Annotated in this window: 14 protein-coding genes; 6 read left to right on the forward strand and 8 right to left on the reverse strand. The window is 49.4% G+C overall.

Annotated elements, in window-relative coordinates; genetic code table 11:
* Positions 1 to 14: 14 nt before the first annotated feature.
* The 6 genes from HND56_08230 to HND56_08255 all read right to left on the reverse strand — a co-directional run bounded on the left by HND56_08230 (position 15) and on the right by HND56_08255 (position 6,615).
* Positions 15 to 2,927, reverse strand: a complete 2,913-nt coding sequence (locus HND56_08230; protein ID QKK05675.1) for a phosphoenolpyruvate carboxylase — start codon at positions 2,925 to 2,927, stop codon at positions 15 to 17.
* Positions 2,928 to 3,044: 117 nt separating this feature from the next.
* Complete coding sequence (locus HND56_08235; GenBank protein QKK05676.1) at positions 3,045 to 3,605, reverse strand: hypothetical protein; 561 nt, start codon at positions 3,603 to 3,605, stop codon at positions 3,045 to 3,047.
* 167 nt (positions 3,606 to 3,772) lie between these two features.
* Positions 3,773 to 4,219, reverse strand: coding sequence for a DUF4019 domain-containing protein (locus HND56_08240; GenBank protein ID QKK05677.1), 447 nt, complete (start codon positions 4,217 to 4,219; stop codon positions 3,773 to 3,775).
* Positions 4,220 to 4,284: 65 nt separating this feature from the next.
* On the reverse strand, positions 4,285 to 5,430 hold the full coding sequence (locus tag HND56_08245) for an adenylate/guanylate cyclase domain-containing protein (protein ID QKK05678.1): 1,146 nt from the start codon (positions 5,428 to 5,430) through the stop codon (positions 4,285 to 4,287).
* A gap of 43 nt (positions 5,431 to 5,473) precedes the next feature.
* On the reverse strand, positions 5,474 to 5,677 hold the full coding sequence (locus HND56_08250) for a hypothetical protein (protein QKK05679.1): 204 nt from the start codon (positions 5,675 to 5,677) through the stop codon (positions 5,474 to 5,476).
* A gap of 47 nt (positions 5,678 to 5,724) precedes the next feature.
* Positions 5,725 to 6,615 (reverse strand): DUF350 domain-containing protein, encoded by an 891-nt coding sequence (locus HND56_08255; GenBank protein QKK05680.1) that lies wholly within the window; start codon positions 6,613 to 6,615, stop codon positions 5,725 to 5,727.
* A gap of 207 nt (positions 6,616 to 6,822) precedes the next feature.
* On the opposite strand from HND56_08255, the gene HND56_08260 reads away from it, so the two are divergent.
* From HND56_08260 to HND56_08285, 6 genes are all read left to right on the forward strand, one after another.
* Positions 6,823 to 8,139 (forward strand): FAD-binding oxidoreductase, encoded by a 1,317-nt coding sequence (locus tag HND56_08260; GenBank protein ID QKK05681.1) that lies wholly within the window; start codon positions 6,823 to 6,825, stop codon positions 8,137 to 8,139.
* Positions 8,140 to 8,321: 182 nt separating this feature from the next.
* Positions 8,322 to 8,744 (forward strand): formate dehydrogenase, encoded by a 423-nt coding sequence (locus HND56_08265; protein ID QKK06599.1) that lies wholly within the window; start codon positions 8,322 to 8,324, stop codon positions 8,742 to 8,744.
* Positions 8,741 to 10,246 carry a formate dehydrogenase gene (locus HND56_08270; GenBank protein ID QKK05682.1) on the forward strand — a complete coding sequence of 502 codons (1,506 nt, stop codon included), beginning with the start codon at positions 8,741 to 8,743 and terminating at the stop codon, positions 10,244 to 10,246. The genes HND56_08265 and HND56_08270 overlap by 4 nt, the downstream gene beginning before the upstream one ends.
* A gap of 2 nt (positions 10,247 to 10,248) precedes the next feature.
* On the forward strand, positions 10,249 to 13,080 hold the full coding sequence (fdhF, locus tag HND56_08275; GenBank protein QKK05683.1) for a formate dehydrogenase subunit alpha: 2,832 nt from the start codon (positions 10,249 to 10,251) through the stop codon (positions 13,078 to 13,080).
* Positions 13,081 to 13,083: 3 nt separating this feature from the next.
* Entirely contained in the window at positions 13,084 to 13,899 is an 816-nt protein-coding gene (gene fdhD / locus HND56_08280; GenBank protein ID QKK05684.1) for a formate dehydrogenase accessory sulfurtransferase FdhD, read from the forward strand.
* Positions 13,900 to 13,966: 67 nt separating this feature from the next.
* Positions 13,967 to 14,608 (forward strand): hypothetical protein, encoded by a 642-nt coding sequence (locus HND56_08285; protein ID QKK05685.1) that lies wholly within the window; start codon positions 13,967 to 13,969, stop codon positions 14,606 to 14,608.
* Here HND56_08285 and HND56_08290 read toward each other — a convergent pair.
* Together HND56_08290 and HND56_08295 are read right to left on the reverse strand one after the other, a co-directional pair.
* Positions 14,605 to 15,318 (reverse strand): (d)CMP kinase, encoded by a 714-nt coding sequence (locus HND56_08290; protein QKK05686.1) that lies wholly within the window; start codon positions 15,316 to 15,318, stop codon positions 14,605 to 14,607. The genes HND56_08285 and HND56_08290 overlap by 4 nt on opposite strands.
* Before the next feature lie 84 nt (positions 15,319 to 15,402).
* Entirely contained in the window at positions 15,403 to 16,167 is a 765-nt protein-coding gene (locus HND56_08295; protein ID QKK05687.1) for a hypothetical protein, read from the reverse strand.
* Positions 16,168 to 16,540 lie beyond the last annotated feature (373 nt).

Genomic DNA, 16,540 nt, shown 5'->3' on the forward strand with positions numbered 1-16,540 from the left:
GCATTCACCGTATTTTAGCCGAAGAATCCGGTATAATGGGCGATGGCTGTTGAAATGCGGCGCGTCACCAGATGCATTTGCTGCATCGGCGCAATGATGCCGGTCTGCAGATTGACGTAACCGTCTTTATCTTTGGCCCGCTTGCGGTATTCGGAGGTCTCCCCGAAATCATAATCGCTGCTTTTCATGATTTGCGCGGGAAAGATTTTCTTTAAAACCGCAACGGCGCGATCAATATCCATATGGAAGATCATTTTCAAAAGCTGCTCACGTGAAATCGCATGATGAGGACCGTAACGCGGAATATGCGTTGCCAACAGAGAGCAATAGGCAATCATCGCAATCCGCATGGCGTGCAGACAGGCAATTTCATCCGCACAGGGATGCGGGTCCGTTTGCAAAAAGCGCTCCAGCAATGTGTAATCCCAATACAGCTTGCGGAAAACCTCCATCATATTGTCGTGATGATCATGTTTTTCCAACTGCGTGGCAACCGCCGCCATGCGGTTGGAAATATCCGCATCCTGCCTGCTTCCGGCACGGGTAATCCACAATGTCGGATTCAGGATATTGATATAGGCGCGCATCACATCGGGGTTGGAGCGTTCCGCCCCGCTGCGGATCAGCGATAAAATCGTGCGGAAACGCGGCGAGCGTTTCTCCGCATCGGCAAAGAAATCAGAATATTCGCGCATCGCACGGCCAATACCGGAAACCGTATTGGCCAGCACGCCCATTTGCGCCAGAATGGCATTGGTCGGAATTGCCCTGATTTCATTGACATTGCGCTTATCGGGCAAGGCCGAACTATCCGTGCTTTCCCGTTTAATCGCCCTACTGCCGGAGGGGTCTGTCAAATTAGTGCCAAAGGCGAACAGTAAATCCGCATATTTCGGGTTCTTGGTATAATCCAGCTGGAACTGTGTTGATTCCGTGAAAAATCCGGTAACGGCACTCCGCATCGGCTCCTGATAATAAGGGTCGTCCTCATCCTGCGCCCCGTCCTGATCACCCAGCCAATATGTCAACGCACCTGTCACCATGGCCAGTGCCGTTTCCGCCGTCATAAAATTGACGTAACCGTCACCGCCCTGATAACTGCTTTCCTGTGTATAGGGAATACCGGCCTTGGCCAAAGCACCCAGCACATAGGGCGGCGCGATATATTCCAGACGTTTTTGGAAGCTTTCGGGATGACCGCCGCGCCCTATGGACTCCCCATGCGTATCAAAAAACAACAGGCCGATATTTTTAATTTTCCTGTCTTTGAACATCTGGATAAAGCGTTCTTTCATGCGCTCGATAGATGCCCCCGCGGCAGGCTGGCCGATATAACGCCCCGCATCGGAGTAACCGGTCTGAATACATAGGCGCTGCCGCTTTTTCAGATAAGAGGTAAAATCCGGGCTATCAAACAACGCGGCCATATAGCGCGTACTGTTCTGCAAAGCGCGGTCGGTTTCAAACAACGGGCAGATATCCACCATATGATCGACACCGAAATATTTGGCAAAATACAGCGCCGTTAAAATCGTGAACGCACTTTCGGTTTCCGCGATCAAAAAGCGGATCGGGCTGTCCGTATCAATATATTGCGTGATTTTCTGTATCAGCATGAATTTATATTTTGCCGTCATTTCTTCATCGGCAATATCGCCGAAATCCGCATTCACAGGCTTGGTCGCTTTAATAAGATCCAGAATTTTTTCGGTATTCTGCCGCCGTGTTGTCGGATGATCCGGATGCGTATCAAGCCGGATTTTCTCACTGACCGCATTATGCAGCTGGGTCGCATTCAGGCGGAAATGAACTTCCGCACGGCTTAATCCGTTGCTTTGCATTTGCGTCAGCAGGACAAGGAGTCGCTTTTGCAGTGCCGTATCTTCCGTTTTGGCGATATTTTTTTCAATTGCGCGGAGAAGCGGCGCAGCAGAGATAAGACGCTTTTTCGTACTGCCGATCAGCGATTGCGCAATCTGCTGCAATTCTTCGTAATTTTCATCGTCATTGTTATTGTAAGACAGGAAGTCCTTGCGGTGCTCCTCCATAAGAACAAGCGTCGTCTGAATATCCGCCAGCGGCTTTGCAAGCATTCCGCACTCTTCCGGATAATCCGCCAGCAGTGCGGTAAAGGCCTCCTGATATGCGGATAATTGCCGGATTTGCAGCAGGATACGTTTTTCCAAAGTCGTCGCCCATGAAATATCGCGCCGTCCGTCGATATCAAAACCGACCCATGTCGCAACGGAAAACAAACGCGGGCGCAGCTTCTGCCAATCCTGCGGATAGCATTCCTCCGCAACATCGAAAAGCCGTGACAGCATAAATTCCAGCGCTTTGTGCAAATTATCAATGGCCGCCAGTGCCAGATCATTTTCCATTGTCAAATCGGGTGGCATAAAAGTAACAGCCGCCGCCTTGTGCAATGCTTTTTTGGTCGCGCCGTTATCGGCTCCGGCAAGCTGCCCCGTATAGCGCGCCAGTTCCTGCGACAATGCAGGCGGCATTGAGAAAGTCGGATGCGCGGTAAAAACAAAACCGTAGAGAAAATCCTCCGTCTTTTTGCGGAAAGCTGAAAATCCGCACGGCGTTTTACCGTCTTTGCCGCGCGCCAGCGCATAGAAAATTTTATCGATCGCCGCCGTGTTTTCGGCCTGATTGCAACAGCCAAGATATTGCGCAGCGTTTTCCGCACGGTGTTCCAGCCCCTTGCGGTATAATTTTTCTACGGCATCCGACACAGCCGTGACAGATAATGCGCCTTTCTCAAAACCGCGGACAATATCCAGCGCCAAACGCAAGACCGGACTGACAAAGGGATCGCCTTGATAATTACCGTGATGCATCCGGTAACGCTCCAGCACATGCTGCAAGAAATCGGGACTGTCTTTTAAGGTGAGGCTGTTAACGGGGGTTATTTTGGGCAAATGACTTTCTTTCTTCTTATCGGATTGTTCAATATTGACCGGAAATCAATATTGCCACAGATCTGTAAAAATAGGAAATAAAGGCTTTGCTTGCTTTTGACGGCGCGGCAGAAAAATCTAGCGTTTGCGAATTTGCGGCTTATCGCCTTTCGGTCGCGAAGCCTGCGTTTTCTTTTCCTCTTCAGCCGTACCCTCCGTCATGGAAATTTTTGAGAAACGGCGTGCCAGCGCATCACCGTTTCCGAACGGATTAGCCGTATCCGCATCAAGATGCCCCGTGAGAACCAGATTCATATTGGAAAGACCGGATTCCTTATGCTGTATGAAACGCAAAGCTGCCTCATCAATCAAACGATGCACTTTGGCAATGGAGTCCTGATTGATGTCGCCATCGGTCATCTCCAAAAGCATATTCATCGCATTATGTTTCTTTTTATCAGGATCGCCAAACATCTCACGCAGCCGTGCCGTTTCCTTTTTCGGCATCGTGGCGGCATATTCCTGAATCTCGCCCAATGTCGCAATTTGAACGGTAGAGCCGTAGATTTCCACATCTTGACCGGTAGGCAATTGCAACTTGTCGCCAAAACGGGCTGTTTCCTCATCCGTCGGCACATGAATATCAATGTCTTTTTTTCCGGATTTTTGGGGCTGCGGTGTTTTTGTATTATCTGTCACAGGCTACTCTCACTTATGCGCTATTATTTTACATATAAATTATAGCGCATCCCGGGCTTGTTTGTCAAACGAAATACAGAATCCTCCGCAGGAACAATACGGGTGCAACAGCCGCTATAAGCGGCCGTTCAATTGCCTCTTTCTTCACAGTTTAAAGATAGAGCCGCTTACTTGATAAAATATCCGGAAACGCGCCAATGACCATCAGCCTCCTGCATAAAGGTCACGGTTTCTACCGCGTGCTGCTTATTTTGAAAGACAGTTTCATATAGCACAACCAGATAGTTGCCGTCAGGCGCACCCGGCAGCTCTGTCAAAAATTCAGACACTGTCAACTTACGCATCAACGTATTCCCCAGCGGTTTTCTGACGGCACTTAAAGAATGCGTCCAATCCTCTTGCGTTACAGCCGCCTTAAAATATGCCGATGCTCCCTCCCAACTCTCGGAATATTTTTCCCGGTCTACAAGCTGAAGCCATGTATGCACAGCCTGAAGCACCGCATCCTTTGCAGAATCAACCTGTACGGCGTCTTCCGCTTTTGCAACATTTGCCGTGACAAAAATCATTACGGCAACGATAAAAATTCTCATGGGTTTGAATAAAGCGCTCATTCTGTACAAATTCCTTTTCTTTCATGTTTAAAATAGCATCAGATTACAACAAACAGGGGTTAAAGTTAATCCTGCAAAAGATCCACCGTAAAAACCTCAATGTCTTTTTCTTTACCGGCAATGTCTTTTTGCCCCAGCGACTTAAAGTCATACTCATCATCTTGCCTGAACAAACGACGCGCATATCCCGATATTAACACTTTCGTACCGAGCTTCTTGTTCATTTGCTCCAGACGCGCCGCCGTATTGACAACATCTCCGTAAAGACTCAAGAACAGGCGATCCTCCCCGACCTGACTAAGGACAACCTTGCCCGTATGAATGCCGACACGGAACTGTGGTGTATAATCGTATTTTTTCTTATACTCTTTTTCATACTTTAAGAGCCGTTTTTCAAGCGCACTGATACTTCTAAGAGCGTTTTTCGCTTTTCCTATCGGCCAGATCACCACAAGCCCGTCTCCGGTGTAGTTGATTAAGTCGCCCCCGTAAATGCGGAAGATATAACCGGCATCGAAAATGAAGCGGGAAATAAGCTCCATACTTTTTTGCGGCGATAGTTTTTCGGCAATTTTAGTCGAGCCTACCATATCCAGAAACAAAACAACCCGCATCGTCTCGACAGGGCGCTTATATGTACCGATCAGAATATGGAAGATATGCTTGCTGCCGACCGTGTTGATGATATTTAACAGATAGCTTGTCAGCGTCGGGATAATAAACATCATACCGATAAAGAATAAATAGTAACTCTTAGGTATCGTCTGCAGAGATAAGGGGATATCAAATGCCTGCGAGACAAAAAATATGCTGACGATGACGGAAAACAGCATAAAGGCAAGGTAATAGAGGAAATGAACTGCCGGATGCCAAAGCTTGATATTCTGTCCCATCCGGCTGCGGCTTATTTCAAAATACACAAGCCAGCACCCCAGATAAACCAGCCAGAATGTTGCCGGAACCAGAATGTTGGACCAGGCGCTGTGATCTTCAATATTAAAAGAAGCCCATGACAGTAAAAAAGCAAAGCCGTAAACGATCAGATATTTTTGATAGAATAAAAGAGATATAACGGCCATGATCGCCGCATCAATATAAATCGGGGTCTTCATATATTCCCAAGACCACTCATGGCGATAGCCGACCAGCAAAGGCCCTGCGATCATCAAAATAATGAGCGCTATCGTGATTTTGTTATTCTCTCTCAGCATATTTTTTCTTCTTTAAAGCGCTGTCAGACCAAACAGGAGAACGTCAACGTCCGGCCTTTCGGCGCAAGGCGTCCAGCCTGTCCTGACGGCGTTTCATTGCTGCCTGTCCCGCCTTGGACGGCGCCTCTTTCGTCACAACAAATTTTTCACGCTCTGCAATAACGGCAGGGCTTGCCTCACTCACATCTCGAAAGCTCTGCAGTAATTGATCAACTTCCGACACATAGTTTTTTGATAATTTTGTCATTGTCTAAAAATCCATCCCTTATCTCCGGCCTTGCCGGATAAACAGCCTTACAGTTCTGCCAATAAAAGAGCCAGCGACAAGTAAATCACCCCCTGCAAAGCGCCAATAGCAATATTCCGCTGCTCTAAAATCTCATGGAACACATTCACGCGATATAAGATAACACGTTCCGCCACAAAAGAGAGCAGTTTCAAGACAAGGATAACCCCTAAGGAAACTGCCATCCATGGCAGCAGAAACATCTTGATATCATAAACCTCATAGACAACCAGATTCGCCGCGACACTAATGGCAAAAGCCGTCCCGATTTTCCGTCCGGCGAATGACAGCGCCAATGCCACATTGCCTTTTTGCAGCTCGTCCTGAACAGATTTATCTTTATGTGTCATGGAAAACAGTTTTAGCCTTAAGCGTGTCATACCTGTCAGCACAATCTGGGAAATAACATAGCCCGCAAACAGCGCCACCAGCGCCTCTATTGTATTGTCCGTAATCCAGATCATCAAAGCGCGCAGAATAATGGCTGCCGCAAGAACATTGCCTGTATCGCAAATAGCCACGGCAATATTGCCTTTGCTGATTTCCTCGCGCAGGGAAATATCGGGCAGCGCCAATTTATCAAAGATAATCCGGGCCCAGGCCATCAGAGCAATACCGACCACTCCGTAGACACCGATCGCCACAGCAGAACTCATCATATCTCCGCCCATATCGCCGTATATCGTGCCGCTCAATAAAATGGTCATTGCAAAAGTCACACCGGCGAGCGACAGCCCGAAAGCCGGGTTATCCTTTTTCAAAAGTTCATCAGAGGCATTGATATGCGCAATCGTCCCTGAAAATAATCTCAGCGATGCAAAAAGAGCAATCACAATGGAAAAATTCAAAAGCAGGATTTTATTATAACTATGATCCCAATAGACGAGGTCCCATCCCATTTTTCTTCACCCTTCTCTCGTGCGATATCGTTAAACGGAAGATATTTCATCTCTGTCTATTTTCTACAGTAATACATTGCATCAGATCTGGACAAGAAAACTCTTACATCTTGTCGCCATGAGTTGCGTCTGCGCATAAAAGACCGGTTGACCGATATGACATGATTGCGGATGATAGCGGATAGCAACCATAACCCCAGAAGAATCATGTTTAATCAAAAGCCAAGCACTGCACAGGATTATATTGACTGTTATTATTCACGCAGCCTGCGCATAGAGACAGATTTTCCAAAACTGCAGGAAACGGTTCAGCCCCCTGTCTGCATCGTCGGCGGCGGCATGGCCGGCGTAGCGACCGCGCAAAGTCTGGCTGAGCGCGGCATCCATGCCGTCCTGCTGGAGGCCAACCGTATTGCCTGGGGTGCTTCGGGGCGCAATGGCGGCTTCGTTTCCGCCGGATATTCATTAAGTCCGGAGAAAATCGCAAAAGCTGTCGGCAATCAACACGCGCGCGCATTATATGATTTAACAGCGGATGCTTTTCATTTGGTTCAGAAACGTATGGGCGCAAAGAAAGAGCTTATTTGCGAGGGGGAGGAAGGCATTCTGGGTGTGTCATGGTATGATGATGAAAAATCCGTGCGTGACCACGTCACTTTTATGAATGACGTCATGGGGGAAAAATTCGAATTCTGGCCAAGAGCGAAAGTCGCGGAATATTACAACACGAATAAATACTATGATGCCTATTTCAAAACACGCGCTATGCAACTGCACGCCTTGAACTATGTTTGTCACGCGGCAAATACGGCACAGGACGCAGGTGCCCGGATTTTCGAAAAATCTCCGGTAACAGCCTATTGTAAAAAAGGCGATCAATGGCATATTTACACTGAAAACGGCCATATTATTGCAGATCAGCTTGTCTTGTGCTGCGGCATACAAACGGGCGGCATACAGAAAAAACTGGCACGTTCCGTTTTATCGGTATCGACCTTTGTTTTACTGACGGAGCCGATGGAAGAAAAACTGCATCAAACCATCCGTGCACCTTACGGAGTCATGGATAGCCGCTTTTCATCGAATTACTACCGCCCCTTAACAAAAGATCACCGGCTGTTGTGGGGCGGCCTCGTATCGATGTTCCATCCCTCTCAGGAAAAGCTGAAAAAAATTATGATGCAGAATCTGCTGTCAATTTATCCGCAATTTGAGGGTGTTCAGGCAGAAGTCGCATGGGGCGGCGATATGGGCTATCCAACGCATAAAATGCCGCAAATCGGACGCCTGCAGGAGGGCCTCTGGTATGCGCAAGGATTTGGCGGGCATGGTATGACATCAACAGTCGCGGCCGGTGAAGTTATTGCCGCTGCCATAGCAGAGCAGGATGAACGATATAAATTATTTGAACCTTTCGGCCTGACATATGCCGGCAAACCCTTTGGCCCGGCAATTGCACAAACGGCCTATTGGTTATTTCAACTGCGGGATTCTTTGCAATCTCTGCGTTATAATCGTTCATGAATGCTTTAACAAAGCAAACCGGCCAAGTCTATAAGGTTTTTGCCGGGAAGATTATTGCCAAGCTGGTTTTAAAATATTTGAAGTGATTTATTTTCGTCATATTCAATGCTAACATGGCAAAAGTTTTGAAAACACAAAGTGAATTCAACAAGACTGTTTTTAAAGGAATGGGCGTTATGGGCATGAAAGCAGCACACTGGGATCATGAAGCGGCGCAGAAAATCCTGCAGGAAAAATCCTCCCTCCCCGGCGCTTTACTTCCCGTTCTCCATGACTTGCAGGCACGTTTCGGATATATCAATGCAGATTTCGTCCCGGAAATTGCACAGGCATTAAACCTTTCCCGCGCCGATATTCACGGTGTGATTTCTTTTTACCATGATTTCCGTGACGCTCCGCCCGCCGCAAATGTTGTAAAAATCTGCCGTGCCGAAGCGTGTCAATCCATGGGCTGTCATGAACTGGAAGAACATGCAAAGAACAGTCATATTACGCTAGAGCCTGTCTATTGCCTTGGCAATTGCGCCTGCGCCCCCGCCGTGATGATTGATGGCAAAACCTATGGCCGCGTTACGCCTGAAAAACTGAAGGAGCTGCTGTCATGAAAATTTATATTCCGCATGACACCTCATCCCTTTCCCTTGGCGCAGAGGATGTGTTGACCGCCATTCAGGCAAAAAATCCCGCTTTTGAAATTATCCGTAACGGCAGCCGCGGGCTTTACTGGCTGGAACCCCTGATCGAAGTGGAAATAAACGATACCCGCGTTGCTTACGGTCCCGTCACCGCCGCCGATATCCCTGCCCTGTTTGAGGCCGGATTCCCCGAAAATGCCAGATCCCATCCTTTATATCTGGGGCCAATAGAAGAACTTGATGCCTTTAAATGCCAGAGCCGCCTGACTTTTGCGCGCTGCGGGCTGATTGATGCGCTGAATATTGATGATTACAAATTTGACGCGCTGGAAAAAGCGCGCGCATTATCGCCGCAGAAAATCATTGATGCCGTCAAACAATCCGGCTTGCGCGGACGCGGCGGCGCGGCCTTCCCCACAGGGATTAAATGGCAAACCGTCTTGGATACAAAGTCAGAGCAGAAATATATCGTCTGCAACGCCGATGAAGGCGACAGCGGTACGTTCGCAGACCGCATGTTGATGGAAGGTGATCCCTATTGCCTGATCGAAGGCATGATGATTGCCGGACGCGCCGTTGAAGCCACGCAGGGCTATATTTACCTGCGCTCCGAATATCCCAACACCCAAAAAATCCTGCAAAAGGCGATTGATAAAGCCTATGCTGCCGGGTATCTGGGGAAAGACTTCGAACTCGAAATTCGTATAGGCGCAGGTGCTTATATATGCGGCGAGGAAACGGCGCTTCTGGAATCGCTGGAAGGCAAACGCGGCATGATCCGTTACCGCCCGCCTCTGCCTGCTGTCAAAGGATTGTTCGGCAAGCCGACGGCACTAAATAATGTCATTACACTGGCAAGCATTCCCTTTATTCTGACGCAGGGTGCGGAGGCTTACAAAAATCACGGCGCAGGGAAATCAAAAGGCACATTGACCATCCAGCTTTGTGGCAATGTCAAATATCCCGGCCTGTATGAAATTGATTTCGGCCTGTCGCTGAAAGAGCTTCTTTATGATATCGGTGGTGGCACGGCAACCGGAAAACCATTGAAAACAGTGCAATGCGGCGGGCCACTGGGGGCTTATCTGCATGAAAGCCAGTTCGATCTGCCGATGACCTATGAGGATTTTGCCGCGCAAGGGGCGATGCTGGGCCATGGCGGCGTCGTGGTTTTTGATGACAGCGTCGATATGGCGCAACAGGCGCGCTATGCCATGGAATTCTGTTCTATTGAATCCTGCGGAAAATGTACGCCCTGCCGTATCGGCTCCACCCGCGGTGTGGAGGTCATTGATAAAATCATCGCCAATACGGAGCGCGCCAAAAATCTGGAACTTCTGGAAGATCTTTGCGAAGTGATGACCGAAAGCTCGCTCTGCGCAATGGGCGGGCTGACACCGGCACCGGTCTTAAGCGCTCTGAAATACTTCCCCGAAGCTTTTGGTCTAAAACCCGGCAAAAAGGCGGCGTAACCATGGCGATATTGAAAGAAAAAGATTTCGGTACCCCTGCCCGCAAAACGGCAGCAGATATCACGCTGGAAATTGACGGGCATCATGTCACCGTGCCGGAAGGCACATCCGTCATGCGGGCAGCGGCGGAAATCGGCATCAACATTCCCAAGCTTTGCGCCACGGACTCACTGGAGGCTTTCGGCTCCTGCCGCTTATGTGTTGTCGAAATCGAAGGTCGCAAAGGCTATCCCGGATCATGCCATACGACCGTCACCGACGGCATGAAAATCAAGACCCAAAGCGAAAAACTGGCAAAACTGCGCCGCAATACGATGGAGCTTTATATCTCCGACCATCCGCTGGACTGCCTGACCTGCGCCGCCAATGGTGATTGCGAATTGCAGGATATGGCGGGCGTTGTCGGATTACGTGACCAGCGCTATGGCGATGAGGGAAAAAACCATCTGTCCGCGCAAAAGGATGAAAGCAACCCCTATTTCACTTTTGACCCAAGTAAATGTATTGTCTGTTCCCGCTGTGTCCGCGCCTGCGAAGAAATTCAGGGAACACATGCTTTGACTGTTGAAGGGCGCGGCTTTGACTCCGTTATTTCCGCCAGCCAGCATGATGATTTTCTGGCGTCCGAATGCGTTTCTTGCGGCGCTTGTGTTGATGCCTGCCCCACAGCCACGCTGATGGAAAAAACCACCATCGAACACGGTATCGGCGAACATTCCGTCATTACGACCTGCGCCTATTGCGGTGTCGGCTGCTCCCTGAAGGCCGAGATCAAGGGCGACCAGCTCGTACGCATGACACCTTATAAAGACGGCCATGCCAATGAAGGCCATGCCTGTGTTAAAGGCCGTTTTGCCTGGGGTTATGCCACGCATCCGGACCGTATCACAAGCCCGATGCTCCGTGAAAAAATTACCGATCCGTGGCGTGAAGTCAGCTGGGAAGAAGCGCTGGACTATACGGCACGTGCCTTTAAACGCATCCAAAAGGAATACGGCGTTAAAGCCATCGGCGGTATTACCTCCTCCCGCTGTACGGCGGAGGAAACTTTTCTTGTGCAAAAACTTGTCCGCGCCGGTTTCGGCAACAACAATATCGACAACTGCGCCCGTGTTTGCCATGCGCCGACCGGTTACGGTTTGCGTGAAACGCTCGGCACCTCCGCCGGAACGCAGAATTTTGCTTCCGTTGCCGCCGCCGATGTCGTTCTGTTGATCGGTGCCAACCCGACCGATGCCCATCCGGTCTTTGCCTCGCGCCTAAAAAAGCGTCTGCGTGAAGGCGCGCAGATTATCGTTATCGACCCGCGCAAACTGGCACTTGTCGACTCTCCGCATATCAAGGCCGCTTTTCATCTGCCGCTGCGCCCCGGTACAAATGTCGCCATGCTGAATGCGCTGGCACATGTGATCGTGACGGAAAATCTGGTCGATGAGGATTTTATCAAAACACGTTGTGAAGAATTTGAAATCTGGAAGGACTTCATTTCAGAGGAAAAACATTCGCCCGAGGCAATGGAAAAAATAACCGGCGTTCCCGCCGATGACATCAGAAACGCCGCGCGCCTCTATGCCAAATCCGGAAATGCCGCCATTTACTATGGTCTCGGCATTACCGAACACTCACAAGGCTCCACCGCTGTCATCGGGCTTGCTAATCTGGCAATGGCGACAGGCAATCTGGGGCGCGAAGGTGTCGGCGTGAACCCCTTGCGCGGTCAGAATAACGTACAGGGTGCCTGTGATGTCGGCGGCTTTCCCCATCAGTTCCCCGGTTACCGCTCCGTGACGGATGAGGCAACACGGAAGATTTTTGAAAAAGAATGGGGCGTTCCCCTTGATGATGAGCCGGGACTGCGTATCCCGAATATGATTGATGCAGCCTGCGCCGGAACATTTAAAGGGATTTACATTCAGGGTGAGGACATCGTCCAATCCGACCCGAACAGCCAACACATCGCCGCCGGACTGGAGGCGATGGACTGTGTCGTCATCCATGACATTTTTCTGAATGAAACATCGAAATATGCACATGTCTTTCTGCCGGGTTCATCCTTCCTTGAAAAAGACGGTACCTTTATTAATGCCGAACGGCGCATAAACCGTATCCGCAAAATCAAGGAGCCGCTCGGCGGTTTGGCAGACTGGCAGGGTACGGTCGCTTTGTCCAAAGCCATGGGCTATGACATGGATTATAATCACCCTTCGGAAGTCATGGATGAAATTGCCCGCACGACGCCTGCTTTTTCCGGCGTCAGCTATGAAAAGCTGGACAGGCTCGGCAGCGTGCAATGGCCGTGCAATGAAGAAAATCCGAACGGCACACCCGTGATGCATATCGACAAAATCGTCCGCAATCCGGGGCGCTTTGTCACGACGGAATTTGTACCGACCGAAGAAAAAACCAGCAAAAAATTCCCGTTGATCCTGACGACAGGCCGCATCCTGACACAATACAATGTCGGTACCCAGACACGCCGTACCGCCAATAATGTCTGGTGCAGTGAGGATTTACTGGAAATCCATGAGCATGATGCCGAACAGCGCGGTATTTCCGATGGTGATCTGGTGGCCATTCAAAGCCGCAGCGGCACGGTCAGCCTGCGCGCAAAAATCTCGCAGCGTGTCCAGCCCGGCGTTGTTTATACCAGCTTCCATTTCGCCGAAAGTGGCACCAATGTCGTCACCACCAAACAATCCGACTGGGCGACCGAATGCCCGGAATATAAAGTTGTCGCCGTTGAAATCCGCCTAACCAATGAACTGTCCGACTGGCAGAAAAAAGTGCACCAATCCCACCGGGATGAGCCGCGTCTGGCAGCCGATGCGGAATAGATTATGATCCATCCGCGCACAGGACATGTCACGGTCAAAGCCAGCAGCCGGGAAGCACAGCTTGAACAGGAGATCGAAAAAGCCATCGCCTCCGAAGTGCCGGTTGCCTTTATCTATAATGATGTTTCCCATGCAGTCATGATGTGCACGCCGCAAGATCTGGAAGATTTTGCGCGGGGTTTCAGCCTCAGCGAAGGCATCATCAACAAAGCCGAAGATATCGAATCTATTGATATACGGGAAGCAGAAAACGGGCTGCTGCTGACCATGAAAATCCCGGAGGAAAACTTTATGGGTGTCTTGCGCCGCAAGCGTAATTTAACCGGATCAACATCCTGCAGCCTTTGCGGTATTGAAAATCTGGAAGAAGCCCTCTGCATGCCGCCTGCCATTGAGAGTACAGTGAATATTTCCGCGGATGCCATCTACAAAGCTTATGATGACTTAATGCAGCACCAGCCGGAAAAAAAGATCACCGGCGCGGTTCACGCTGCCGCCTTCGTTGATGTGGACGGAAATATCATGCTGGTGCGCGAAGATGTCGGGCGTCATAACGCACTTGATAAACTGATCGGCGCCTCTCTTGCCGCAGGCATATCTCCGCAAAACGGCTTTGTCCTGCTGACCAGCCGCTGCAGTTCTGAAATGGTTCAAAAGGCCGTTTTCTTTGGTGCGCCGATATTGGCAGCCATCTCCGCACCGACAAGTCTGGCTGTCACACTCGCCGATGCCGCTAATCTGACACTGGTTGCACTGCTGCGGGAAAAGAGATTTATAACATTCACCCATACCGACAGGATCACCGATCCCCGCCTCTAAACGCGGCAATGTTATTTTTATGTTAACAAATAGGCGGTAATATATAAAGAAATGAAAAAGGAAAAGCATGACTGGCGAGACAGTACAAAAAAGCAATTTCCAGATTTTTTCTGCCCATGTTGAAAAAGCGGGGCTGCGCGGTTTTGAAGATATTGTCAGCGCCCATATCAATACATGGGGCAATACGGTACAAGGGCTGTGCAATTTTCATCACAGCACGATTGACGCAATGGAGGGCAGCTCCCTTGCCTATTTACAACAGGATTTCCTGGACCGCCTGAATGACCTGCGCACCGGTACGGAAGAGCACCGCAGCCGTTTTCAAACTGTTCTGAATAACCCGCCGTCACAAACAACAAAATGTTGCGACATCAATGTCCACAGCCCGAAACAGCTAAAAACAGATGCGCTGTTTGCGCTTGTTAACCATTTACCCGCGCAGGACAAACAACAGGGCTTGAAAATTTTAAGCCATGCCGGATACGCCGTATATCAGATGATGCATGATGCGGCTTTTCTTGAGGAAGACCTGCTCAAGACCATCACACCGGAGCGCGATGCCTTAACCCTCGCCCGCGGTAAAGATGTGATCCCGCCGCTGACACAGAATGTCAAATATCATAAGGACGTTGCAGCAGATTGGTCCGCCCTGCAAAAACGTGCAACAACTTCTTTACAGCCCCGCTCACCCTCAACAACAGCACCCTAACGTCCGAAACGGAATTTTCCGGTACCGTTTTTGAAACGCGGCGGCGCGAGCTTGGCTTTTACGGCGGCAAGGCCTTTTTCCAGCGTCTCGGCAGGCGAGTCTTCGGTCGTGTCAAGAATATGCGCATCATCGGCAGGGCGCAGCGGCGAGAATTGACGGTTCATATCACGCGCATCACGCAAGGTAATATCTTTCAGCACCATCTCGCGCGTCAGACCGGGATTGTCATCCTTCTGCTGCTGATAGCGGCGCTTCGCGCGTTCTTCCGGCGTCGCAGTGACGTAAAATTTGACATCAGCATGCGGGAACACGGATGTTCCGACATCGCGTCCGTCCAGCACCGCGCCGGCGGCTTTGTTTGGCGGGTTTTTGACAAAGTCTTCCTGATAACTGCGAACGGCGGCCTGCGCTTCCTGCATCGCGCCAATATGCGGTGTCGCCTCCTCGACCCGCGGCGTACGCAGATCAGGATTTTTCAACACCGTATCCGGCAGAGGATATTTGATTGTCTCCAGAACCGGCCTGACATCTTCGATATTCGTCGGATCACCACCGCGCTCCAGCACTTCATGCGCAATGGCGCGGTATATCGCGCCGGTATCGAGATACGCATAGTCGAGGCGCTTTGCCAGTGCCTTGGCAAACGTACCTTTACCGCTCGCAGCAGGGCCGTCAACGGCAATAATGGTTTTTCGTGGCTGTTCAGACATGAACATTATTCTATATGAAAATGCCCGCTGCCGCCATAGGAAATATCAAGCGGCGCTATCATTACAAAGCGGCAACACAGATATTTACTCCTGCAAGCCCTGCGGCTTCTCAGGAACTTTTATGTTTGAATCTCTCGCGACCTCATGAAATTTATCCGTTGCGCTCGATAATGTTTCTTTAATGTTATGCACTTGTTCTGCCCAAAAATATTCATCAACACTGCTGGTTCTATTAAGCGTACGCTCTGCATCTTCCAGCAAATCTTTACACTCCTGGAACAGTTCCCAGTAATCTCCGCTTTTTTGCAACCGAATTTCCGACATGATCATTTGAATATAAAAATCGATATGTTGCCTCAGCTCAGCCAACTCTTTAATACGGCGCTCTAAAAGTTCTTCCGCCAATATCTGGTCTCTTTCGATCTCTGTGTTCAGCTCAACGGCTTTTTCCTCCGCCTTCTCTAAAAGCTCAAGCTGCTGTGCTGTAATATCTTCAAGCTCCACAACTTTCTCATCTGTTCTAAGCTCTTCTTTTTCGATTGTTTTTATTTCCTCCTCAGTCGCCTCGGGGTTCGGAGCGACGTCATGTAAAGCATCTTTAACAATTTCGCTACGTCTGACATCTTCATCCATAACATTTTCGACTATGCGCCGTGTTTGCTTCAGAACGGCATTATGGTCCCGCGGTTTACGAATGGATGTTTTAAATGGCATGCCCTGACGGAAAGAGACCTCTGTCAGAAAAATGTCAACAGCCTCATCCGGAGAAATCCCCAGCTTTTCAAAAACCTCAAAAGCTTTTTCTTTTGTTTCCGCGTGAATAGAAAATGCGGCTTTTTCATGTGTCATGTTTAAATTCTCCTGTATTTTATTCTAAATAATATATTTTCTACGCCCTATGTGATGATTACAGTTTTTTTCTTTTCCCTTTCTTCCGTTGCCTCTTCGGCGCTGATATTTGTCCGGTCCGGATGATATAAACCATCACCTGCGATAAGATTCTTATCGGAGCAACTCAAAATAATGTCATGGGAAAACTATCGACGGGCTTGCCGCCGATCTTGAGCGAAATTATGTACACGTACAGTGCCTGTTATAATAAACATTTCAAATCCTGTTTTTCGTATGCATATAGTTCCATTATAACACATGCCATAATAATGCGCAAAAAGCAGGTATTTTGAGCCCTGCTCTAGAGTGCAGGGCCTTATGCCGTGGATTT

The sequence above is a fragment of the Pseudomonadota bacterium genome (assembly GCA_013285465.1).
Classification (GTDB): domain Bacteria; phylum Pseudomonadota; class Alphaproteobacteria; order Micavibrionales; family CSBR16-224; genus CSBR16-224.